A 22,340-nucleotide genomic window follows, 5' to 3' on the forward strand; every position below is an offset into this window, starting at 1 on the left:
TCAACCGTCCGTGCGGACCGGCAGCACCAGCGGTACGCCGGTGCGCGGGTGCGGCAGCACCTCGATCTCGTGCTGGTAGACCTCGCTGAGCCGGTCGGCGGTGAGCACCTCGACCGGTGGCCCGTCGGCGACCAGCCGCCCACCGGCCAGCAACGCGATCCGGTCCGCGTACGCGGCGGCAAGCGCCAGGTCGTGCAGGACGACCACCACGGCACCGCCCTGACGGGCCCGCTCGTGTGCCAACCGGAGCACCAACTCCTGGTGGTGCAGGTCCAGCGCGGCGGTAGGCTCGTCCAGCAGGAGCATCGGGGTGCGTTGGGCGAGTACCCGGGCCAGCGCCACCCGCGCCTGCTCGCCACCGGAGAGCGCCGAGAAGACCCGGTCGGTGAAGGACTCCGTGCCGGTCAGCCGCATCGCCTCGCGGATCGCGTCGTCGTCCTCGTCGGCGTACCGCGTACCGGCCCAGGGTGCGCGGCCCATCGCGACCACCTCGCCGACGGTGAACGGGAACGTCATGGTGGCCCGTTGCGGCAGCATCGCGCGGAGTCGGGCCAGCTCGACCGGAGCCCAGCGGTGCAGCGGCCGGTCGGCGAACGCGATGTCGCCGAAGGCCGGTGCCAGGTCGCCGCAGATCGCGCCGAGCAGGGTGCTCTTGCCGGCGCCGTTCGGCCCGACCAGCGCCAGCAGTTCCCCGCCCCGCACGTCGAAGGTGACGTCGGTCAGGATCGGTCGGCCGCCGCGCCGGACACCCAACCCGTCCACCCGCAGGCGGACCGGATCGCGACCGATCTCCGGCACCGCCGTACGCCGCCTCATCCCCATCCTCCCGCCCGGGTCCGGGTCCGGCGCAGCAGCCAGAAGAAGCACGGGCCGCCCACCACGGCGGTCAGCACGCCGAGCGGTAGTTCCTGGTAGTCGACCAGGGTGCGGGCGGCCAGGTCCCCGGCGACGACCACGATGGCCCCGCCCAGCGCGCTGGCCGGCAGGAGGAGCCGGTGACCCGGCCCGGCGACCATCCGGACCAGGTGCGGCACGACCAGCCCGACGAAGGAGATCACGCCGGTGAAGGCCACCGCGGCGGCACCGAGCAGCGCGGTCACCCCGATCATGGCCAGCCGCAACCGTTCCACGTGGACGCCCAGGTGCCGGGCCGACCGGTCACCGAGGGCGAGCAGGTCCAGGCGGCGGGCGGTGGCGGCGGCGATCGCGATGCCGACCGCCGCACACGGCAGGGTCACTCCCACTGCCGCCCAGTTGGCCTGCGCCAGGCTGCCGAGCTGCCAGAACGCGATGGCGCGTACGGCGTCGGCGTCGCCGAAGAACATCAGCAGGCCGATCAGCGCGCCGGCCACCGCGTTGACCGCGATGCCGGTCAGGACCAGCGTGACCACCTCGGTGCGTCCGCCGGTGCGGGACATCGAGTAGACCAGCGCGGTGGCGGCGAGACCGCCCAGGAACGCGCCGGCCGCGACGGTCCAGCCGCCGAGCGTGGCGACGCCGGTGACGATGACCGTGGCGGCGCCGACCGCGGCGCCCGAGGAGACGCCGATGACGCCCGGCTCGGCCAGCGGGTTGCCGAAGACGCCCTGCATCAGCGCGCCGGCGCAGCCGAGCGCCGCGCCGACGATGACGGCGAGTACGACCCGGGGGAACCGGACCACCCAGAGGGCGCTCTCCCCGTGCGGGGCGCTCGGCAGGGGACCGACGTCGAGCCGGACGCGGTGCAGCAGTGATCCGAGCACCTCGGCGGGCGGCACCTGGACCTGCCCGGTGCCGGCCGCGACGAGGCAGAGCAGGACCAGGGCGACGCTCAGCCCGACCAGGAGCAGGGGCCGTCTCATGTGCACGGTCGGTGGACCGCCTCGGCGAGGGCCTGGATGGTGCGGCCGGTCCGCGCCCCGAAGCTCAGCAGCATCCCGTCGTCCATGTCCACGATCCGGCGGTGCCGACCGGCCGGGGTCTGGCCGACGCCGGGCAGGGCGAGCAGGCCGTCCACGCCCTTGACCGACTCCAGCCCCTCGGTCATCACCAGGATGACGTCCGGTGCCGCGTTGATCAGACCCTCGCTGGTCAGCGGCCGGAACCGGGACAACCCGATCTCGGTGCCGGCGTCGGTCGCGCCGATCGCCCGGATCATCTCGTCGGAGCCGGCGCCCTTGCCGCCGATCAGGTACACCCCGGCGGTGCCCCGCACATAGAGGAACGCGATGCGCAGTGGCGGGCCGTCCGCCGGGGCGCTGCGGCGGGCCTCGGCGATCTCCGCCTCCACCCGGGACACGAGGAGGTCCCCGGCCGCCGGTACGCCGAGGGCGGCGGCGATGGCGCGGATGTTGCGGGGGATGGCGGCGAGGCTCTGCTCGTCGTCGATCAGGACCACCGGGATGCCGGCGCGACGGAGCTGGTTGAGCACCTCGGGTGGGCCGATGCTGGTGTCGGCGAGTACCACCGTGGGGTTCAGCCGCAGCACCGCCTCGGCGGCCAGGTCGTGTCCGGCCGGCGTGACCACCGGCAGATGCGTGGCGGCGGCGAAGGTGGTGGAGGTGTCCCGCCCGATCACCCGGCCGCCGAGGCCGAGGCTGAAGACGATCTCGGCGATGGAGCCGTACAGGTTCACCGCGAGGATGCGGCTGGCGTCGGTGACGGTGACCGTCGTCCCGTCGGCCGAGTCCACGGTGACCGGCAGGTTGCTGCCGGGGTCGCCGCCGACCGGGACGACGTCGGTGTCGGTCACCACGGCGGTGGCGGGCCCGCAGCCGGTCGCCGTGGTGGCGCCCGGCGTGCCGGCGGCGGCGTCGCAGGCGACGAGACCGAGCAGCGCGGGCAAGGCCAGCAGCGCGGGCAGTACGCGCCTCACCGCTGTCCCTGCCGACGTCGACGGATCCGCAGGACCACCAGCAGGACCAGCAGCGCGGCGAGTCCGGCCACCGTGAGGGTGAACCACCGTCCGGCCGGTCCACTGTCGCTGACCTGGGTGGTGAGCAGGTGCTGGTCGGCGCTGACCGGATCACCACCGGTGCCGCCCGTGCCGGTGGCCGTACCCGCCTCGGGCGGAGCCGATCCCTCGACGGCGCCGGCCGGACCGGTGGTGCCGACGGGTGCGTCGGAGGCCGCCGGTGCCGGGGCGGCGGAGGTCCGGGTGGTGCCGCCGGGCGCCGACGACGCCGGGGCGGTGGCCCGGGTGGTCGGGCTGGCCGCCGGCGCGGCGAAGGTGACCGGCACCTTGACGTCCTGCGCGCGGTCCGAGCTGCGGGTGTGGTCGTTGCGGCTGGCCACCACGCAGCGCCGGACGGTGCAGTCCACGTCGCCGATCGTCGCGGTCAGCCGGAGCCGCACGCTGAACGAGCCGCCGGAGCCGTACGGGACGGCCAGCCCCTCGCCGTACGCGGGCGGGTTCGAGGAGATCCAGTGCGAGGCGCCGGTCGCGCCGCTGGTGTCGATGCCGCCCCCGCAGGGCGAGGGCGGCGCGCCGGCACCGTTGTCGACGCAGTACGCGACGTAGATGCCCTTGGCGGTGTCGTAGCCGGATCCGGAGACGGTGACGGTGGCACCGGCGAGGGGGATCGCGGTCGTCCGGCTGACGGAGAGGCGTTGGCCGTCGGGGCCCCTGCCGACCGTGTCCGCGTACGCGGGGCCGGCCGCGAGGGCGCCGATGACCAGCAGCACCACGCTGACCAGGGCGGCGGCGAGGCGGGCAGGCATGAGTGACCTCCGAAGATTTGGTTAGGCTAACCTAAGTAGATCTTGCCGCGTCCGCAAGAGGGTGTTCGGAGGATTTCCCATAAGATTAGGTGAGCCTAACCTAATCGAGCCCTACCCCCTCCGAGAGGAAGACTCATGTCCGTACCCAGACCCGGCGGTATCCGCCGACGGTCGTACCGGTGGGCGTCGGCAGCGGTGCTCGGCGCCGCCGCGTCACTGGCCGTGGTGGCCCCTGCGACGGCGGCACCCGCCGACGTCACCGCGGGAAGCCTCGACTGGGGCTTCAAGAGCTCGTTCCGGGCGTACGTCTCGACCGGTAACGGCAATCCGCCGATCGGGGTCGCCGACGGTGCCACCCGCAAGGCGGACGGCACCTTCACGTTCCCGGTCACCGGCGGCACGTACGACAGCGCCACCGGCGCGACCACCGTCAACTACGGGGGCACGGTCGTGTTCTCGTACCCCTCGCACTTCTTCAAGATCACGCTGGCCAACCCCACCGTGGTGGTGGACGGTGCCGGTGGTTCGCTGCTCGCCGATGTCGACCTCGAGGTCAGCGGCGGCGGATTCGAGCCGGTGCAGATCGAGCAGGCCGCCATCGCCACCCTCGGCACCGGCGGCGCCAGCCCGACCGTCTCGGGTGGCTCGGTGAGCTGGAACAACCTGGCCACCACGCTCACCGAGACCGGGGCCACCGCCTTCGCCGGCTTCTTCACCGCCGGCACGGCCCTGGACCCGACGTCGTTCACCTTCACCACCGGGACGGGCGGCGGCGGCCCCGCCACCCCGTCGGTGACCGTGGACCCGTCCGCCGCCCTCGACCCCGAGGGGACGTCGGTCACCGTCACCGGCTCCGGGTTCGACCCGGACGCCAACGGCGGCGTCGGCGTCTATGTGGCGTTCGGCCCGAAGGTCGACAACCACTGGACGAACTCCCGTCCGTACAAGCCGGTGAAGTGGGTGCACAAGAACGCCTCGTCCTCCGCGGCGCAGGTGAAGCTCGCCGCCGACGGCACCTTCTCCACCACGTTGGACCTGGTGCCGAGCTACACCGACGGCAACGGCGACACGGTCGACTGCACGGTGACCCAGTGCTACGTGCTGACGTTCGCGGCACACGCCTCCAGCGACCGCAGCCAGGACACCTTCACCCCGGTCACCTTCCGGGGGGCCGCCGGTGGGCCCAGCGGCGCCGAGCAGGAGATCACCGCCACGGTGCTCCAGTCCGGTCCGCTGACGCTGACCTCGTCCGGCAGTGCCGTGGCGCTGTCGGCCGTGCACCCCGGCGGGGTCGCCGACGGTGCGCTCAACGCGGTGACCGTCAGCGACCTGCGCGGCACCAACGCCGGCTGGAACGTGGTCGGTCAGGTGGAGGACTTCACCAGCGCGCTCGGTGGCACCATCGCCGCCGACAACCTCGGCTGGACGCCGAACGCGTCCGTGCTCGCCGACAAGCTGGTGGGCTCGTCCGGGGTGGTCACCCCGGGCGGACGGGCCAACCCGGGTGACGGTACGGGTCTGGGCAGCGCCCGTACCCTGTGCGGCTCGACTGCCGGCGCCAGCGCCGGCAGCTTCCGGTGCGGTGCCGACCTGGGCCTCGGGGTCCCGGCCGCCACCGGTCCGGGTGACTACACCGCCACCCTGACCCTGACCCTGTCCTGACGCGTGGAAGGGCATCTTGTTGTGCGCAGATCGATGACGAGGTGCCCTTCCCCGCACCTGGTCGCCGTGACCGTGGTCCTGCTCGTCACCGTGCTGGCGGGTGGACCCGCCGTCGCCCTCGCCGCGCCGGCTCCCGCCCCGTCACCGTCGCCGAGCGACGCGGGGTTCACCTGGGCGGTGCAGCCGTCCGGACCGTCCGGCCCCACCGGCCGCAGTTACTTCGTCCACGACGCCGAACCCGGTCAGGTGATCGAGGACCGGGTGGCGTTGACCAACCTGAGCACGACCGCGATGACCTTCGCGGTGTACGGCGCCGACGCCTTCACCACCGCCGACGGCGGCTTCGCGTTGCAACCGGCGAGCCGTCCGGCGGTGGACGTGGGCGCCTGGACGCAGTTCGCCGAACGCACCTACCGGGTGCCTGCGGGCGAGCAGGTGATCCTGCCGTTCCGGATCGGCGTACCGGCCAACGCCAGCCCCGGTGACCACGCCGGCGGGGTGGTCGCCTCGATCGCCCAGGTGGCGGAGACGGGTGGGCAGGTCAGGCTCGACCGCCGCGTCGCCGCCCGGATCTACCTGCGGGTCGCCGGCCCGGTGCGCCCCGGCCTCCAGGTCGAGGCGATGCGGATCGGGTACGACAACCCGGTCAACCCGTTCGGCACCGGCCCGGTGGTGGTCAGCTACCGGCTGCGCAACACCGGCAATACCCGGCTGACCGGCACCACCCAGGTACGCCTGACCGCGCCCTTCGGCATCGGACTGGCCCGCACCGAGCCGGTCGAGGTGCCCGAGTTGCTGCCCGGCGCGGCGATCACCGTCACCGAACAGATCAACGGTGTGGTGCCGGCTGGACGGCTCGCCGCCGACGTGGCCGTCGACCCGGCTACCCCGGACCGGATGCTGCCCACCGTGCACCGCACCGCCGTGACCTGGGCCGTGCCGTGGGTGTGGACGGCGCTGCTGCTCACCGCCCTGGGCGCGTTGCTGGTCAGCCGGTTTCGGGCGATCCGGCGTCGTCGGACGTCGCCGGCATGAGGTGGCTCGCGTACGGGGCAGTCGCCCTGCTCGCCGGCCTAGCGCTGACCGGCGCCCCGGGGCCGGACCCTCGGGTGACGTTGGACCGGGCCGAGGCGAGACCGGGGGAGCAGGTGCTGGTCCGGCTCACCGGTTGGCCCGCCGGCACCGTCGTGATCGAGCTGTGTGACGCGGGTACGCCGCCCCGCTGCGCGGTGGACACCTCGGCCCAGATCCACCTGTCCGGCTCCGGTGCCGGTGGCGCGCCGCTGACCGTCGCCGCGCCGGCTGACGGCTGTCCCTGCCAGGTGCGCGTACGCACGATGGAGGGTCGGCTCTCGGCGACCGCGCCGCTGCGCGTGACCGGCGCGACCCGGCAACCCGGCGGCACCCTCCGATCGGCGGCGACCCGCCCCCCGGTCGTCGTCGGGGCATACGTCGAACGCGACGGCGGCTGGCCCGCCCTGTTCGGTGCGTCCGCGCGGCGGACCGTGGTGCTGCGGCTGCGTAACGACGAGCCGGTGCCGGTCGCGGTGACGCTCTCCTTCAGCGTCGGTCGGGGACCGGAGCCGACCGGCTTCGTCGCGTCCCCGGACACGCCGGATCTCGCCGCCGGGGAGGAACGCGTCGTCCGGGTTCCGATGACGCTGCCCGCCCCGGCCGTCGGTGACTACCGGATCCACGGCGAGCTGGTCACCTCCGGGGCGGCACGCCGGGTGGAGGCGACCACCGACCACCAGCCGTGGGGGCTGGCCGGGCTGTTCGGCTTCGCGCTGCTCGTCCCGGCGGCGGCCGAGGTGCGTCGCCGCTGGTCCTCCGGACGGTGAATCCACCGTCGCCTCTGGCGCACTGACGACTGCCGTAACACAATGTGGAGCTATGCATCACGGTGAGCAGCCGCCGGACGCGGTGATTCGGATCCGGCACCGGGACGACCCCGTGGGGCTGGTCACCGAGCACGACGCGGTCGAGCGGGCCGGCGCGTACCCGACGCTGCGGCTCGGCGCCCCGCTGTTCGGCTACGCGGTGGATCTCGGCGGCGGGCGCTGGCGGGTACACGAACTGGTCGAGGAGACCCCGCAGGCCGCCCGCGACGCGCTCGCGCACCGGCTCCGGGACCGGATCGCCGAGACCGCCGACGCGGACCTGCTGGCCGAGCTGACCGCGGCGCGGACGGTCCTGGACTGGCAGAAGGTCGACGAGGTGACCGTCGGAGGCTGCCGGCACCGGGTGATCCGGGCGGACACCTTCGTCCGCTTCGGCCCGGACGGGCCGGAGCCGCCCCGCCCCACCGACCCGGACCCGCGCGACGCCGACACCTCGGACAGTTTCCTCGGCGGCACCGACCTGGTCGCCGACCCGGCCGAACCGACCGGCCTCGGCGCGGCGGTGCTCAAGGTCGAGCTGCTGCCGGCCCGCTATCCGCGTGCCCAGGTGCCCGCCGACGTATACGCCGACAGTGTCGCCGCGGTGCGTGCGTACCCCGACGGAGTCCTGCTGCCGACCCGCTTCGCGGTGGCCGAACAGGTCGGGGCCGGATGGCAGCCGACGAGCCGGGCGGTCGCCACCCCGCAGGAGGCCCGTGACCTGATCACGTTCGAGTTCCGGTGGCTCGTACCCCGGCTCGCCGATCCGACCGAGGCGGAGGCGGCGGAGTACCGGCGTGCCGCCGACCGGATCGAGTCCACCCGGGCCAGCGAGGTGACCGTGCTCGGCCGCCGTTTCCGGGTCACCCGCGTCGAGACGCTGCTGCGCTTCTCCGCCGACGGTCCGGAAGGACCCCGTCCCTCCGACCCCGACCCGGAACCGCCACCCGAGGTCCACTTCGCCCGACTCCGCGCCGAAGGCCGCCTACCCGACCACCCTTGACCACCCGCCCCGGATCCGGCCCCCGCATGACCACCGGACCATCGACTAGCCCGGGCAATCTCGCCGGGGCGACCCGTGAGGCGGCCCCACCGCCTCGCCCGGCCCCGCTAGCGCCCGGCCCCGCTAGCGCCCGGCCCCGCTAGCGCCCGGCCCCGCTAGTGCCCGGCCCCGGCCCGGGCCGGTCCCCACCGGCACGCCCCGCACCCCGCACCCCGCACCCCGCACCCCGCACCCCGACAGCGCGTGCCGCGACATCACTGCTGGTAGTCATGTCGCCCGCCCATCGTCCCCCGTGCGACCCCTTTGCTCTGCTTCAACCCACGCATCGGTAACCCTCCGCAGTGGATTCGGTGCCATGGTCGCTGCGCCGTCGTCGAATTGGTGCAGCTCACGCGCTATTGCGTGGGTTGAAGCAGAGCAAAGGCGGCGAGGTGGACATCCGGTACTGGCGGGAAGTCGTCACACTCAGCGACTGTCACAGGATGTCACCGTCGCCGATGTGCGTGCCCGCCGCAGGCGTCGTTCGTCCGCTCCGGCGCGTTGATCAAGACGTTTTGGTCACGACGCCTCGGCGCGCAGGGCCAAAACCTCTTGATCAACCGGCCGTCGGTCGGGGGTCGGCGGGCGGGAGGGTTGGGGGGCGGTCGGGGGGTGCGGGTGGGTGGCACCATCGGTTTGGGGCGATGCCTGGGCGGCGGCGGCCCGGCGGGGTCGAGCGGGAGAGCGGAGGCTGCACGTGCGACGACGCGACCGGCTCATCGACTACTGGGACGACCGGGCCAGCGGGTACGACCGGCGGACCGCCTCGGCGGAACGTCGGCTGCTCGGGACCAGCCGCCGATGGGTGTGCCGCCGGGCCACCGGGCAGACCCTGGAGGTGGCCGTCGGCACCGGCCTCAACCTGCCGCACTATCCGGCCGACGTGCGACTGAGCGGCGTCGACTGGAGTCCCCGGATGGTCCACGCGGCCGGGCGGCGTGCCGCCGACCTCGGTCGTACCGTCGCGCTGGCCGCCGCCGACGCCACCGCCCTGCCCTTCGCCGACGCGCGGTTCGACACGGTGGTCTGTACCTTCGCGCTCTGCTGCGTCCCCGACGAGCGGGCCGCGCTGACCGAGGCGCTGCGGGTGCTGCGCCCCGGCGGCAGCCTGCTGCTCGCCGACCACATCGTCGCCTCCCACCCGCTGCTGCGCGCCGCGCAGCACGTGGTCGACCTGGTGAGCGTGCCGTTGCAGGGCGAGCACTACACCCGTCGCCCACTGCACACCCTGCGGCGGCTCGACGTCGAGGTGCTCGCCACCGAACGCCTCAGCTACGGCGCCATCGAACGCGTGCACGCGCGCCGGCCCTAGCCGGGAACCGAGGAACGGGCCTCACCAGACTCATACCGTTCGCCCTGTTTTGCCGACTCCGGCCAGGGTATCGCGGTGGCATCCGGTACTTGTGTTCCAGGAGGTACTTGCCGATATGGATGCCCGTAACCCCGCGAAGGTGGTCAAGGACGCGGTGGAGTCCGCCGCGGAGAAGGTCACCGACGCCCTCACGCCGGAAGTGCCCGGCAAACCGGGCAGCGCGCCAGCGACCGTGTCGGAGCCGACCACACCGCAGGATCCGCTGCCCCCCAAACCGGAGCAGGGGAGCCCGCAGACCCGTACGCCGACCGGCGCGCGCACCGGCGCTCCGGCCACCGCCAACGGTCAGCAGGGCGCCTACCTGACCACCGCGCAGGGGGCACGCCTGCGCGACACGGACCACTCGCTCAAGGCCGGTCCCCGGGGGCCGGTGCTGCTCCAGGACCACCACCTCCGCGAGAAGCTCACGCATTTCGACCACGAGCGCATCCCGGAGCGGGTCGTGCACGCCCGGGGCGCCGGAGCGCACGGCGTGTTCACCGCGTACGGTGCGGCCGAGGCCGTCACCCGGGCGGGGTTCCTCCGCAAGGGACGCACGACCGACGTGTTCGTCAGGTTCTCCACCGTCCTCGGGGCACGCGGCTCGGCGGACACGGTGCGCGACACCCGGGGCTTCGCGACGAAGTTCTACACCGACGAGGGCACGTTCGACCTGGTCGCCAACAACATGCCGGTCTTCTTCATCCAGGACGCGATCAAGTTCCCGGACATCATCCACGCCGGCAAGCCGCACCCGGACCGCGAGATCCCGCAGGCGCAGAGCGCGCACGACACGTTCTGGGACTTCGTCTCGCTGCACACCGAGGCGCAGCACCACACCATCTGGAACATGTCCGACCGGGGCATCCCGCGCTCGTACCGGACCATGGAGGGCTTCGGCGTACACACCTTCCGCCTGGTCAACGAGGCGGGGGAGACGGTGCTGGCCAAGTTCCACTGGAAGCCGAAGCTGGGCGTGCACTCCCTGGTGTGGGAGGAGGCCCAGATGCTCGCCGGCATGGACCCGGACTTCCACCGGCGCGACCTGTACGACGCCATCGAGGCGGGTGCCTTCCCGGAGTGGGAACTCGGTCTCCAGGTCTTCCCGGACACCCCGGAGGAGACGTTCGCCGGTATCGACCTGCTCGACCCGACGAAGATCGTGCCGGAGGAACTCGCCCCGGTGCAGCTGGTCGGCAGCCTGACGCTGAACCGTACGCCGACGAACTTCTTCGCCGAGACCGAGCAGGTCGCCTTCCACGTCGGCCACCTGCCGCCCGGCATCGACGTCACCAACGATCCGCTGTTGCAGGGCCGCCTCTTCTCGTACGTCGACACCCAGCTCACCCGCCTGGGCGGGCCGAACTTCGCGCAGATCCCGATCAACCGGCCGCACGCGGCCGTCAACGACATGCTGCGCGACGGCTTCCACCAGCACGCCGTGCACGCCGGGGTGGCGCCGTACCGGCCGAACTCGCTCGACGGCGGCAACCCGTTCCCGGCCGGCGACGCCGAGAACGCCTTCCTGGACGTGCCGGTGCGGGTGGCCGAGGCGCCGAAGATCCGGGCCAACCCGGTCTCCTTCGACGACCACTACAGCCAGGTGCGACTCTTCTGGCTGAGCATGTCGCCGGTGGAGCGGGAGCACATCATCCGGGCCTACACCTTCGAGCTGGGCAAGTGTTACCACCAGGAGATCAAGGAACGGCAGCTCCAGTGCCTGGCCAACATCGACCCGGTGCTCTGCGCCCAGGTCGCCACCGGTCTCGGGCTACCCGCCCCGGAACCGACCGTGCCGCTCGCCGACGTCACGCCCAGCCCCGCCCTGTCCCAGGTGGGACGGCAGTGGCCAGCCGACGGACGGATGGTGGGCATCGTCGTGGACCCGGAGGTCGACCTGGACACGGTCAGTGACGTCCGGCGGGCGGTCTTCGCCGCCGACATGGTGCCGCTGCTGATCGCCCCGCATGGTGGCCTGATCGGTGACCTGCCGGCGCAGCGCAGCTTCGCCACCGGCCGGTCGGTGGAACTCGACGCGCTGCTGATCGCCAGCGCACCCGCCCCGGCACCGGACGCGCCGCCGGCCCGCGACGCCAAGGCCGGTGCGGCCTCCGCAGGTCCGGTGGACCCCCGGGTGCTGCTGATGGTGGAGGAGTGCTGGCGGCACGCCAAGGCGATCGGCGCCTGGGGCTCCGGTGTCTCCGTGCTGGAGCAGGCGGGCGTCGCCGGTACGCCCGGCGTCGTGACCGGCGACTCCGGCGAGGACGTCTTCACCGGAGTGCACCGGCTGATGGCCGACCACCGGGTCTGGGAACGGTTCCCCGCCTCGGTCGGCTGACCCAGCGACCGGTCCTGCGGGGGCGGTTCGTCGCACGGCGACGGGCCGCCCCCGCATCCGTGCACTGTCGGTCGAGCCCGTGCACTCACAGCCCTCCCCGCCCCGTCGGGCCAGCGTTAGGTTTCGATCCGACGGAGGGAGGGAGCATGCTCGTGCTGGACACCGGGGACCTGCCGGCCGGCGAGCGCGCCGAGGCGTTCCAGGCCACGGTCAGCGCCAACTGCTCGTCGAGCATGGCGTCGTTCGAGGACCCGGCCGCGATCCACGCCCGGATGACCGTCTTCGACTTCGGGCCCGCGAAGGTCTTCAACATCGAGGCGTCCGGCACCACGCTGCGGCGTACCCCCCGGATGTGCCGCGCGGAGACCGAGACCTCGATCGTGCTGGCGGTACCGCTGCGCACCGACAACCACCTGAGCTGGGCGCGCGAGGACCGCCGGTTCGGGCCGCGTGACCTGATGCTCGTCGACCTGTCGCTGCCGTACGTCTACGGCTGGGAGGGCGGCGGCGCCTCGTACGCGCTGCACGTCGACGTGGACCGGCTCGGCGTACCCCGCGACCTGATCCACGAGGCGGCGCGGACGCTGCCGGGCAGCCCGATGTACGACCTGGTGCGGGATCACGTCACCCGGATGACCACGCAGGCCGACCCGCTCGCCGCCTCCGCTGCCGCCGCCGAACTCGGTGCCGCGTCGGTCGAGCTGATGCGGGCGCTGGTGGTCTCCGCCGCCGGCAGCGGTCGCCTGCTGCGCGACACCGTCGAGTCCTCGATGTCCGCGCGGATCCAGGCCTACGTCCGCGCGCACCTGCGCGAGCCCGATCTGACCCCGGCCCGCGTCGCCGCCGCAAACGCCATCTCGCTGCGTGCCCTCTACAAGCTGTACGAGGAGATGGGCCAGAGCCTGGAGCAGTCGATCATCGAGCAACGCCTCCAGGGTGCCCGCGCCGAGCTGACCGCCTCGCACCGGCGGTACACCTCCATCGCGGCGCTGGCCCGCGCGTGGGGCTTCTCCAGCCCGAGCTTCTTCTCCCACCGTTTCCGGGCGGCCTTCGGGCTGACCCCGCGACAACTGGCCGCGACGAGGCCGACCACCCGTACCCCGGAACCGGCCCGCTCGCGCTGAACAGTGTGCCGTCAGGCGCAAGAACCGTGCGTCGACACGAAACCCAGCCCGCGCGATCGGTGCGACATTTCTCCCCCAGGCAGCGAAAGGACGGCAGGATGCCCTTCGTCACGACCGCGGACGGCGCGGAGATCTTCTACAAGGACTGGGGTACGGGACGGCCGGTCGTGCTCAGCCACGGCTGGCCGCTGAACTCCGACAGTTGGGAGGCGCAGGCGCTGTTCCTCGCCTCGCACGGCTACCGGATCGTGGCGCACGACCGGCGCGGGCACGGGCGCTCCACCCAGACCTGGCACGGCAACGAGATGGACACGTACGCCGACGACCTGGCCACCCTGGTCGACGCGCTCGACCTGCGTGACGTGACGGTCGTCGGGTTCTCCACCGGCGGGGGAGAGGTGACCCGGTACATCGGCCGGCACGGCACCTCCCGGGTGGCGCAGGCGGTGCTGGTCTCCGCCGTACCTCCGCTCATGCTGCGCACCGACGACAACCCGGACGGCGTACCCGGGGAGGTCTTCGACGGTCTGCGGGCCGGGTCGCTGGCGGACCGGTCGCAGCTCTACCGGGATCTCGCCGACGGTCCGTTCTTCGGCAACAACCGGCCGGGAGCGGCGGTCTCCGTCGGCATCCGGGACGCGTTCTGGCGGCAGGGCATGCAGTCCGGACACCGCAACGCGTACGAGTGCATCGCGGCCTTCTCGGCCACCGACTTCCGTGGCGACCTCGCCCGGTTCGACGTGCCGACGCTCGTCGTCCACGGCGACGACGACCAGGTCGTGCCCTTCGACGTCGGCGGCAAGGCGTCCGCCGCCCTGATCAAGGACGCCAGGCTGATCGTTTACCCGTCGGCGCCGCATGGCATCACCGACACTCACAAGGAGCAGCTCGGCCAGGATCTGCTGGCCTTCCTGAAGGAGTACGACGCATGAGCACGATCGTCCTGGTGCACGGTCTCTGGGTCACCTCGCGCAGCTGGGAACACTGGGTGCCGTACTTCGAGGCGCAGGGGCACACGGTGCTGACGCCGACGTACCCGGGCTTCGAGGTGGAGGTGGAGGCGCTGCGGGCCGACCCGACGCCGATCGCCACGGTGACCGTGCCGGAGACCGTCGCGCACCTGGAGAAGGTCATCGCCGCGCTGCCGGAGAAGCCGATCATCATGGGTCACTCCTTCGGCGGCACCCTGACCCAGCTCCTGCTCGACCGGGGACACGGCGCGGCCGGTGTCGTGATCAACTCCGCGCCGCCCGAGGGTATCCGGGTGAACCCGCCCTCGCAGATCAAGTCCCTCTTCCCGATCCTCAACAACCCGGCCAAGCGCCACCGTGCGGCCGGTTTCACCCCGGAACAGTTCCATTACGCGTTCACGAACACGCTGCCCGAGGAGGAGGCCCGCGCCGCCTACGACCGCTACGCGATCGCCGCGCCGGGAAGCTGGGTCTGGTCGTACGGGCTGCTCGCCAACTTCACCCCCGGCAAGCAGGAGACCTGGGTCGACTTCCGCAACGAGGGGCGGGCCCCGCTGCTGTTCATCGCCGGCGGCAAGGACCACATCATGCCGGCCTCGGTGAACCGCTCCAACGCCCACCACTACAAGGCGTCCGGCACCGTCACCGACTTCCACGAGTTCCCCGAGCGTTCCCACTGGACGTGCGCGGAGCCCGGCTGGGAGCAGGTCGCCGACTACGCCCTCGACTGGGCCCAGCGCCACGCCGTCTGAGCCGGTGGGCTCCCGTCGGTACGCCGCCGGGAGCCCACCTCGGGTTACCCGGCGACCAGCATCCCGACGTCGACGCCCAGCTCCGGCGCGCAGTGCAGCAGGAACGCGGGCCAGACGCTGCGGGTCCGCGCCCAGATCCACCCGAGCGCCAACCCCATCACGATCGCGAAGAGACCACCGGCGACGTTGAACCCCCAGACGCCGTCGAGGTCGACGAGGATGCCGTGCCCGGCGCCGAACACCACGCTGGTGAGCACGATGCCCCAGCCGACCGGCGCACCGAGCACGACCCAGGGCGTACCGAAGGCCCGATCGAGCACCGCGAGCATCGCGGCGCGCCAGATCAGCTCCTCGGTCAGGTTCGGGATCGTGGCGTTGAAGGCCAGTCGCTCGGCGTCCACGGTCGTGGCGGCCGACGGATCCAGCGCGACCGCCAGCGCGCTGAGCCCGACGAAGATCCCGAAGACGACGACGATCGTGAGCAGCGCCGGCCGGGCCGAGCCGGGCGTGATCCTCAGGCGCAGGCCCGCCTCGGTCCGCGCCCAGCGGTGCAACATGCCGAACAGGATGGCCAGCCAGAGCAGGTCGAGCACCTTGCCCTGCCAGTGCCGATCGAGCGCGTCGAACACCGGCAGCGGCGCCATCCGGCCGGAGACGGCGGTGAGCAGCACGAGGTAGGCGACCACGGCGACCGCGATCCAGGTGCCGGGTGTACGCGCGACCTGCCGCGCCGCCGTGGCGCCCCGCCGTGCCGCGGTGATCGCGAAGAGGACCAGCAGCGTCGCGAGCAGCGTGCCGATCAGGGCCAGACCCCAGACCGCCGCCACCCCGACGCTCCGGGTGGCCTCACCCAGTCCGTCGGGAACGATCCACGCGTACGCGACGAAGACCACCACGAGCGGCACCAGCACGGGTACCACCCAGCGGCCCGTCTCCGCAGGTCGCACCAGCCACTCGACGCCCCCCGCGTCCCTCCCCAAGATCCCCATGCGAGTCGACGCTACCCCGCGCCCGCCACCACGAAGCGGTCCGCGGCTCATCGTGGCAGTGTGGCTGGCCGACACGCCGACGTGCGAACAGCCACACTGCCACGATCAGGGGAATCGTGTCGCGCTACTGGCGCAGAGGGAACGGCGACCAGGTGCTCGGTCATCGTGCGGTGCGGACCGGAAGGTGGGTTGTCCCCGCGTGCGTCAGGATGCCGACCGCGCTGCCGAGCAGGAGCCCCCACAATGTCGCCCACGCCGACCCGACGACGGTCTCCAGCAGGGCGGCGAGACCGAGACCGGCCGCGACGCCGGTCGCCAGGCCGACGGCAAGGGCCCACCAGCGGTGCCGTACCCCCTCCGCGTGCTGGTGGAGAACGGGCGACACCGTGGCCAGGAGGACGAGCGTCGGCGGGTGGTAGGGGATCAGCAGCACCAGGGCGACACCGACGACCGCCCCGACGGCCAGGGCCGACAGGCCGAGGGCGACCGCCTGGTGCAGGTCGACCGGCTCGGGGTGGACGTCCGGAGAGCGCCGCCAGAACCGTCGCCAGTTGTCGGCGGGGGACCGCCCGGGTGCGGCCCGGGCGGTCTCCGTCGTCGGTGGCGGTTCGTTCACCGGCTCTGCAGCGCCCGGTGCAGGCGGCGGGCCTCGGTCACCAGGCGGCTGGATCCACCTCGGGCGGCCACCTCGGCGAGGCCGGGCACGTCGAGGCGTACCCCGGTGGTGGTGGCGGTCTCGGTGGCCAGGGTGAGCATGTCGATGGTGCCGCGTGGCGGGGTGGGTGGGGTGAGCAGGGCGGGCAGCGTGGCGGCCAGCAGTCGCCACACGGTCGACGGTGCGCCGGCCTGGGCGGCGTCGCGCAGTGGCTCGACGACCCGCGACAGTTTGACCCGTGCGCCGGTGGCCAGGGCGCCGAGTGCCGCGCCGGTGCCCACCGCGTCGAACTGGTCGGCGGCGGCGAGTGTGAGCAGGGCGTCCAGGGTGGCGACGCGGTCGGGGGCGTGCCGGGCGCCGAGGCCGTACGCCATCGCCAGGTCGAGGGCGATCCCGCCGGGGCCGGTGGTCTCGGCGAGCAGCGGCAGCACCGCCGTGCCGTCGCGTTGGTCGAGGTCGGCGGTGTTCGCGACGAGGGGGAGGACGGCGGCGGCGACGACGCCCCGGTGGCCGGGCAGCAGCGAGGGCCACAGGTTCACCCAGCCGGTGTGCTCCACGCCGATCGAGGACGGGTGCAGGGTGAGCAGCCCGTCGGGGTCGGCGTGGCCGTCGGGTGGGCTCAGCTCGACCAGGAGCCGCTCCGGCGGCATGTACGGGTGGTCGAAGTTGTACTGGCCCGTGCGCTTGCGCCGCAGGGTGCTCTGCCGCATCACCGGCTGCGGCAGTCCGCCGTCGCGCAACCAGGCGGCGAGGCGGTCACCGGCCGGGCTGCCCAGCGCCGCCGCCTTGCCGGCTACCGCCTCGTCGGCGTTCGTCGGCAACCGCAGCAACGCCTGGGTCAGATCCCAGTGCCCGGGCGTACGCGCACCCAGCGCGGCGAGCCGTTCCACCAGGACCATCGGGTCGAGGGTGCCGTTGGCGGAGGTGGGCAGCGCCAGCAGCCCGGTGTCGCCGCGGTCGGTGACGTGTGCGCCGATCTCGACGAGCCGGGCGCGCAGCAGCCGGTGCACCGGAGGCACCCGGGGGTTGGTGCCGACCAGCTCCGGTGTCGAGGCTTCGCTGCGGCGCAACGCCGCGAGCAGCGCCTGCCATCGGGACCGAGGCTGGGCGGGCTGCGCCACTCCGGCGCTGGTGAAGACGTCGACGAGCACCTGACAGAGGCAGAGCGGGTCGTACCGGTGCTCGTTCGCCCAGGACCAGTGTCGGCGTTCGATCACCGGGTCGAGGGCGGCGCGTACCCGGACGGCGTCGGTGGCGGTGAGCCGGACCAGACCGTCCAGGATCCGGTCCAGCGACGCGCCGTCGTACTGGGTGCCGAGCAGCGCGGCGACCTCCTCGGCCAGCTCGTCGACGTCGGTGATCGGCTCGGGCGCCGGGGCGGGCGGCGTCGGGGCGGGCAGGTCGTCGCCGCGCGGGCCGGTGACCGCCGCGCCGAGGTCGGGTGACACCGGCGCGACGCCGTGGCGGGCGGCCAGGGTGGTGGCGCGGTCGCGCAGCTCGACGGCGGGATGGTCGGCACCGAGCGCGATCACCTCGGCGATCTCGGTGACCCGGTCGGGATGCTGGCGTGCCAGCTTGTCGAGCCAGGTGAGCTGGGTGCGGACCAGCGCCCTGTCGGGCCGGGTGAGCACCTGGCGGGAGGCGTCGAGGATCGACTCCAGTTCCAGGTCGGGCACCTGACGCAGCGCCTTCTGCGCCATGGTGGCCACCGGCGCGGGCGCGTCGGTGAGCAGGCGCAGGTGATCGGTGGCGTGTGCGGCGACCTCGGCGGTGCTCAGCGAGAGCAGACCGAGCAGGGTGGTGAAGGCGCGCAGCGCGGTCGGTCGGTCACCCCGCAGCAGGCGGCCGAGCGCACCGTCGACGAGTGCCGCCCGGTCGACCACTCCCTCGGCGGCGAGTTGGGCCAGCGCGGTCAGCAGGGCGTGTCGCTTCGGCTCGTCCCAGCTCTTCCAGTGCACGTCGAACATCATCTGGGTGCCGATGCCGTCCACCTCGAACAGCCGGGGCAGCATGGCCGGCAGGAACGGATCGTCGCGCAGGCGGTCCGCCACCGGGGTCGGGGCACCTCGGCGGCCCCGGTCCGGGAACTGCACGGCGGTCAGCCACTGCTGCACCGAACGGTCGTCGGTGGGCGGTGGTGATCCCTGCGCCTGCAACAACGCGGCGACGAACTGCCACCGGTCGACCCAGGACCGTTCGCTGAACCGCGCGGCCACCCGGTAGGCCAGGTCACCGAGCCAGGTGACACCACGGTCCTCGGCGACGGCGAGGACCAACCTGGCGGCACGGGTGCCGTCCACCGGCACCGAGGCGCGCCCGAGGATCGCGGCGGCCTGGGCAGCGGTCGGCAGGCAACCGACGACGGCGACCGCGAGCGCGGTGCCCGGTCCCGAGGTCCACCAGGTCTCCCTGTCCCGCTTCTTGAACCAGGCGGTCAGCCCCACGCCGATCTCCCGGCGGCGGGGCTCGGGCAGCCCGGCCAGCGCCTCCGCGACCTGCTCGGCGGAACCGTTGCCGACCAGGTCGAACAGGTCGCTGGTGCCGCCTTCCGCCAACTCCCGCCGACGTCGCGGCATGCTCGTGATGATGTCGACCTGCGTAGGACGCCTCACACCCGCTCCTCGACCCGGTTGGTGACCATCATGCGGGCGGCCAGGGCGTGCCGGCACGGCCCCCGTTGCCCCCGATGCTTTGCCCACCAGGGGCAGGTGCAGGTGAGCGCGCCGTCGGCCAGCAGCCGGACCCGGTAGACATGGTCGCCGCTGCGGATGGTGGCCGACGCGGCGTCCGCCTGCACCGCCCCCGTGTCGAGCTGCACCGCCCCGGCGTCGAGCAACGCCCGCGCGCCGACCAGCCGGGGATTGTCACGTTCGGCCCGCTCCGCGTCGTACGGCATGACCCGGTGGAAGTACGCCGCCTCGGAGACGTCGTACCCGACGCGGCCGGCGGTGCCGAGCTGCGCCAGCGCGCCCCGGACCCGGTCGACGTCGATGCCCGCCTCGCCGGCCAGCCGGTCCACGTCGACCGTCGGGTCCCAGGAGAGCAGCGCGGAGACCAGCTCGGCGTCGTCGACCACGTCGTCACCGGCGAGTGCGGTGAGTGCCGCTCCCTCGCCGGAGAAGCCACGGTAGGGCTCGGGGGAGAGGGTCAGCGAGAGACGCAGCGCCCCGGTGTCCAGCTCCCACACGCTGGGCAGTGGCGCGGAACCGGCCCGCACCGTCGGGCCGTACACCCGGAGGGTCTTCGCGAAGCGCAGCATCGGGTGCAGCGCGACCAACCGGCTCGGCCCGGCCAGGCAGACCGCCCCGGGGACCGGGCGTGAGGTCAGCCGCAGCGAGCGGCCGGCGGGCACCACCCACAGCACCGAGCGGCTGCCGCCCTTCGGCAGTCGTCGCAGGAACGTGGTGGCCTCGGCCGCCGACAGCTCCGCGCGGGGCTCGAAGCGGGCGGCGAGCACCTGCACCTCGGCGAAGCCGCGCAGCCAGCGCTTCGGCAGCGGGACCTTCTTCTCGACCACCTCGCCGTCCATCGTCGAGACGGTCAGGTCCTCGGGGCCGACCGACAGGTGCAGCGGATCCAGCCCGCCGACCCGGGACAGCGCCTCGCGCAGCGGCGTGTTGACGTCCACGTTGGTGGTGCCGTGCTCGACCACGTCACCGTCGAGGCCGTCGGGCAGCGCGTCGAGGCGCGCGTACACGCCGCAGCAGCCGGAGAAGGACTCGAAGCGCAACCGGTCGCGGCTGCCGGTGACCACCGGGTCGAGGCTGGCCACGTCGACCGGCCGGTGGTAGCGGGTGCGGGCGACCTCGGCGACCGCCAGCAGGCCGACCGCCGCCGCCTGCGGTGTGGTCAGGAAGCCACGGAAGAAGCGGGGATTCGGGGTCGGCCCGCCGCTGGTCTGGAGGGCGAGTGCGCCGCCGCCGAGCGCGGAGGGGGCGAGATACCGGTACGTCTGCACTGCGTTCACGCCGTCGCACGCTAGAGCACGCCTGCGACACGGACCGGGTGAGCGCCGGTTTCGTCACCCGTGACCGGTACCGTCCGCCGCATGTACACGACCCAGGTCACCGCGCACGTCGCGGCACCGCGTCCGGCGGTCTACCGGGCCCTGCTCGATCCCGACGCGGTCGCGGTGTGGCGGGCGCCGGAGGGCATGACCGGCCAGGTGCACCACTTCGAGGCACGCGAGGGCGGTGCGTTCCGGGTGTCGTTGACCTACGACGCGCCCGACGCCACGGGCAAGACGACGGCGCACACCGACACCTACCACGGCCACTTCCGCCGGTTGGTGCCGGACGAGGTGGTGGTGGAGGTCCTGGAGTTCGAGACCGACGATCCCGCCCTGCGCGGTGTCATGACGATGACCACCACGCTCACCGACGCCGACGGCGGCACCGACGTGCGCGTGGTGCACGAAGGCGTACCGGACGCCGTCCCCGCCGCCGACAACGAGACCGGCACCCGGATGTCGCTGGCGAACCTCGCCCGCCTCGTCGAGACGGGCGAGGCACACCGGTAACCGGCGCGGGTGCTGCGGTCAGTGGACCGCGACGGCCAGCGGTTTCGCGTCGGGCTCCGGGGCGTCGAGCTGCCTCGGCCGCACCACGAGGTGCAGCACGACCAGCGCCGAGGCCATGCCACCGGCCACCACCAGCGACATCGCCACCGCACCGTTGCCGAGCACCCCGACCATCGGCGCGGCCACCGCGCCGACGCCGAACTGCACCGAGCCGAGCAGCGCGGAGGCGGTGCCGGCGGCCTCGCCGTGCCGGGTCAGCGCCACGGCCGGGGCGTTCGGCAGCGCCAGGCCGGCGGCCGCGAGCACCGCCCAGAGCGCCGCGAGCAGCGCCGGCAGGCCACCGATCCCGGTCGCGGCCAGACCGAGCAGCACCAGACCGGCGACCGTACCCGCCAGCAGGGCGCCGGCCAGGATCCGCTGCGGCGGATAGCGCCGCAGCAGACGTACGTTGGCCTGGGTGGCCGCGATCAGGCCGATCGAGCCCGCGCCGAAGGCGAACCCGAACTGCTGCTCGTCGAGGCCGTACTGCTCCTGGAGGACGAAGGAGGATCCGCTGACGTAGGCGAAGATCGACGACATCGCCAGCCCGGCCACGAGCACCAGCCCGACGAAGGGCCGGTCGTGCAGCAGCGAGCGGTAGAGGCGGGCGGTGGACACCACCCCGCCGCGCTGGCGGCGGGCCGGCGGCAACGTCTCCCGCAGGCCGAAGACGGCGACCAGCATCAGCAGGACGCCGAAGACGGCCAGCGCGGCGAAGACACCCTGCCACCGCGTCCAGCGCAGCAGTTCGCTGCCGAGCGTCGGCGCGAGCACCGGAGCGGCTCCCATCACCAGCAGCAGGCGGGACAGCACCTGCGCGAAGGCCCTTCCGCTGAACAGGTCACGGACCACGGCCATGGCGATCACGGCGGCGGCTGCGGCGCCCAGGCCCTGGAGGACCCGTAGCGCGCCGAGCACGGCGACGTTCGGGGCGAGCGCGCACAGCACCGAGGCGACGATGTGCAGCGCGGTGCCGGCGATCAGCGGCGTGCGCCGACCGACGGCGTCGGAGAGCGGGCCGATCAGCAACTGGCCCAGGGCGAGCCCGACCAGTGTGCCGGTGAGGGTCAACTGGACCGCCGCCGAGCTGGTGCCGAGGTCCTCGGCGATGGCCGGCAGCGCCGGAAGATACATGTCGATGGTCAGCGGCCCCACCGCGATCAGGGAGCCGAGGACGAGGATGAGCCGTACGCGTTGCCGGGGGCTCATCAGGTCGCCCGGCATCAGCGCGCCCGGCGGCGGGGCGCTCATCGGAGGATCTCCGGCCGGTCCGGACGCTGAGCAGGCAGTGGTGCGACGGTCATATCTGGCTCCAACCC

At 73.2% G+C, this 22,340-nt stretch carries 19 protein-coding genes; 10 read left to right on the forward strand and 9 right to left on the reverse strand.

The genetic code is table 11. The features are described from left to right. The 4 genes from HUT12_RS16285 to HUT12_RS16300 are packed head-to-tail and all read right to left on the reverse strand — an operon-like array spanning window position 1 to window position 3,699. Window positions 1-816, reverse strand: a complete 816-nt coding sequence (locus HUT12_RS16285; protein ID WP_217706013.1) for a heme ABC transporter ATP-binding protein — start codon at window positions 814-816, stop codon at window positions 1-3. Further along, a complete protein-coding gene (locus HUT12_RS16290; RefSeq protein WP_176093918.1) occupies window positions 813-1,841 on the reverse strand; it encodes an iron ABC transporter permease in 1,029 nt (342 codons plus the stop codon). The genes HUT12_RS16285 and HUT12_RS16290 overlap by 4 nt, the downstream gene beginning before the upstream one ends. Then, window positions 1,838-2,854 (reverse strand): ABC transporter substrate-binding protein, encoded by a 1,017-nt coding sequence (locus HUT12_RS16295; protein ID WP_254876847.1) that lies wholly within the window; start codon window positions 2,852-2,854, stop codon window positions 1,838-1,840. The genes HUT12_RS16290 and HUT12_RS16295 overlap by 4 nt, the downstream gene beginning before the upstream one ends. Continuing rightward, window positions 2,851-3,699, reverse strand: a complete 849-nt coding sequence (locus HUT12_RS16300) for a hypothetical protein (RefSeq protein ID WP_176093919.1) — start codon at window positions 3,697-3,699, stop codon at window positions 2,851-2,853. The genes HUT12_RS16295 and HUT12_RS16300 overlap by 4 nt, the downstream gene beginning before the upstream one ends. A 135-nt stretch (window positions 3,700-3,834) precedes the next feature. Between HUT12_RS16300 and HUT12_RS16305 the strand changes: the two genes are divergently transcribed. The 9 genes from HUT12_RS16305 to HUT12_RS16345 all read left to right on the forward strand — a co-directional run bounded on the left by HUT12_RS16305 (window position 3,835) and on the right by HUT12_RS16345 (window position 14,819). Next, window positions 3,835-5,361 carry an HtaA domain-containing protein gene (locus HUT12_RS16305; RefSeq protein ID WP_176093920.1) on the forward strand — a complete coding sequence of 509 codons (1,527 nt, stop codon included), beginning with the start codon at window positions 3,835-3,837 and terminating at the stop codon, window positions 5,359-5,361. A gap of 33 nt (window positions 5,362-5,394) precedes the next feature. Next, window positions 5,395-6,396 carry a DUF916 domain-containing protein gene (locus tag HUT12_RS16310; protein WP_176093921.1) on the forward strand — a complete coding sequence of 334 codons (1,002 nt, stop codon included), beginning with the start codon at window positions 5,395-5,397 and terminating at the stop codon, window positions 6,394-6,396. Further along, window positions 6,393-7,202: a hypothetical protein gene (locus HUT12_RS16315; RefSeq protein WP_176093922.1), complete on the forward strand. Its 810-nt coding sequence runs from the start codon at window positions 6,393-6,395 to the stop codon at window positions 7,200-7,202. Before HUT12_RS16310 ends, HUT12_RS16315 begins: the two co-directional genes overlap by 4 nt. Before the next feature lie 52 nt (window positions 7,203-7,254). Beyond that, on the forward strand, window positions 7,255-8,244 hold the full coding sequence (locus HUT12_RS16320) for a DUF5954 family protein (protein WP_176093923.1): 990 nt from the start codon (window positions 7,255-7,257) through the stop codon (window positions 8,242-8,244). Between the two features lie 736 nt (window positions 8,245-8,980). Beyond that, on the forward strand, window positions 8,981-9,595 hold the full coding sequence (locus tag HUT12_RS16325) for a class I SAM-dependent methyltransferase (RefSeq protein ID WP_176093924.1): 615 nt from the start codon (window positions 8,981-8,983) through the stop codon (window positions 9,593-9,595). A 115-nt stretch (window positions 9,596-9,710) separates the two neighbouring features. Further along, window positions 9,711-11,972, forward strand: coding sequence for a catalase (locus HUT12_RS16330; RefSeq protein ID WP_176093925.1), 2,262 nt, complete (start codon window positions 9,711-9,713; stop codon window positions 11,970-11,972). 146 nt (window positions 11,973-12,118) lie between these two features. Then, window positions 12,119-13,096, forward strand: coding sequence for a helix-turn-helix domain-containing protein (locus tag HUT12_RS16335; protein ID WP_131054791.1), 978 nt, complete (start codon window positions 12,119-12,121; stop codon window positions 13,094-13,096). 98 nt (window positions 13,097-13,194) lie between these two features. Beyond that, on the forward strand, window positions 13,195-14,028 hold the full coding sequence (locus tag HUT12_RS16340; RefSeq protein ID WP_131054790.1) for an alpha/beta fold hydrolase: 834 nt from the start codon (window positions 13,195-13,197) through the stop codon (window positions 14,026-14,028). Beyond that, complete coding sequence (locus HUT12_RS16345) at window positions 14,025-14,819, forward strand: carboxylesterase (protein ID WP_131054789.1); 795 nt, start codon at window positions 14,025-14,027, stop codon at window positions 14,817-14,819. The genes HUT12_RS16340 and HUT12_RS16345 overlap by 4 nt, the downstream gene beginning before the upstream one ends. A 44-nt stretch (window positions 14,820-14,863) precedes the next feature. On the opposite strand, the gene HUT12_RS16350 is transcribed toward HUT12_RS16345, so the two are convergent. From HUT12_RS16350 to HUT12_RS16365, 4 genes are all read right to left on the reverse strand, one after another. After that, window positions 14,864-15,808: a CPBP family intramembrane glutamic endopeptidase gene (locus HUT12_RS16350; protein ID WP_176093926.1), complete on the reverse strand. Its 945-nt coding sequence runs from the start codon at window positions 15,806-15,808 to the stop codon at window positions 14,864-14,866. 160 nt (window positions 15,809-15,968) lie between these two features. Continuing rightward, window positions 15,969-16,424, reverse strand: a complete 456-nt coding sequence (locus tag HUT12_RS16355) for a hypothetical protein (protein WP_176093927.1) — start codon at window positions 16,422-16,424, stop codon at window positions 15,969-15,971. Further along, window positions 16,421-19,039, reverse strand: coding sequence for a DUF6493 family protein (locus HUT12_RS16360; protein WP_254876848.1), 2,619 nt, complete (start codon window positions 19,037-19,039; stop codon window positions 16,421-16,423). Before HUT12_RS16360 ends, HUT12_RS16355 begins: the two co-directional genes overlap by 4 nt. A 32-nt stretch (window positions 19,040-19,071) precedes the next feature. Continuing rightward, window positions 19,072-20,430 carry an SWIM zinc finger family protein gene (locus tag HUT12_RS16365; RefSeq protein WP_176093928.1) on the reverse strand — a complete coding sequence of 453 codons (1,359 nt, stop codon included), beginning with the start codon at window positions 20,428-20,430 and terminating at the stop codon, window positions 19,072-19,074. An 81-nt stretch (window positions 20,431-20,511) separates the two neighbouring features. Between HUT12_RS16365 and HUT12_RS16370 the strand changes: the two genes are divergently transcribed. Further along, window positions 20,512-20,982 carry an SRPBCC domain-containing protein gene (locus tag HUT12_RS16370; RefSeq protein WP_131057187.1) on the forward strand — a complete coding sequence of 157 codons (471 nt, stop codon included), beginning with the start codon at window positions 20,512-20,514 and terminating at the stop codon, window positions 20,980-20,982. A gap of 18 nt (window positions 20,983-21,000) precedes the next feature. Here HUT12_RS16370 and HUT12_RS16375 read toward each other — a convergent pair whose 3' ends face one another. Next, window positions 21,001-22,272, reverse strand: a complete 1,272-nt coding sequence (locus HUT12_RS16375; RefSeq protein ID WP_254876849.1) for a multidrug effflux MFS transporter — start codon at window positions 22,270-22,272, stop codon at window positions 21,001-21,003. Between the last annotated feature and the right edge of the window lie 68 nt (window positions 22,273-22,340).

Origin of the sequence: Verrucosispora sp. NA02020 (assembly GCF_013364215.1) — a bacterium.
Lineage (GTDB): Bacteria > Actinomycetota > Actinomycetes > Mycobacteriales > Micromonosporaceae > Micromonospora.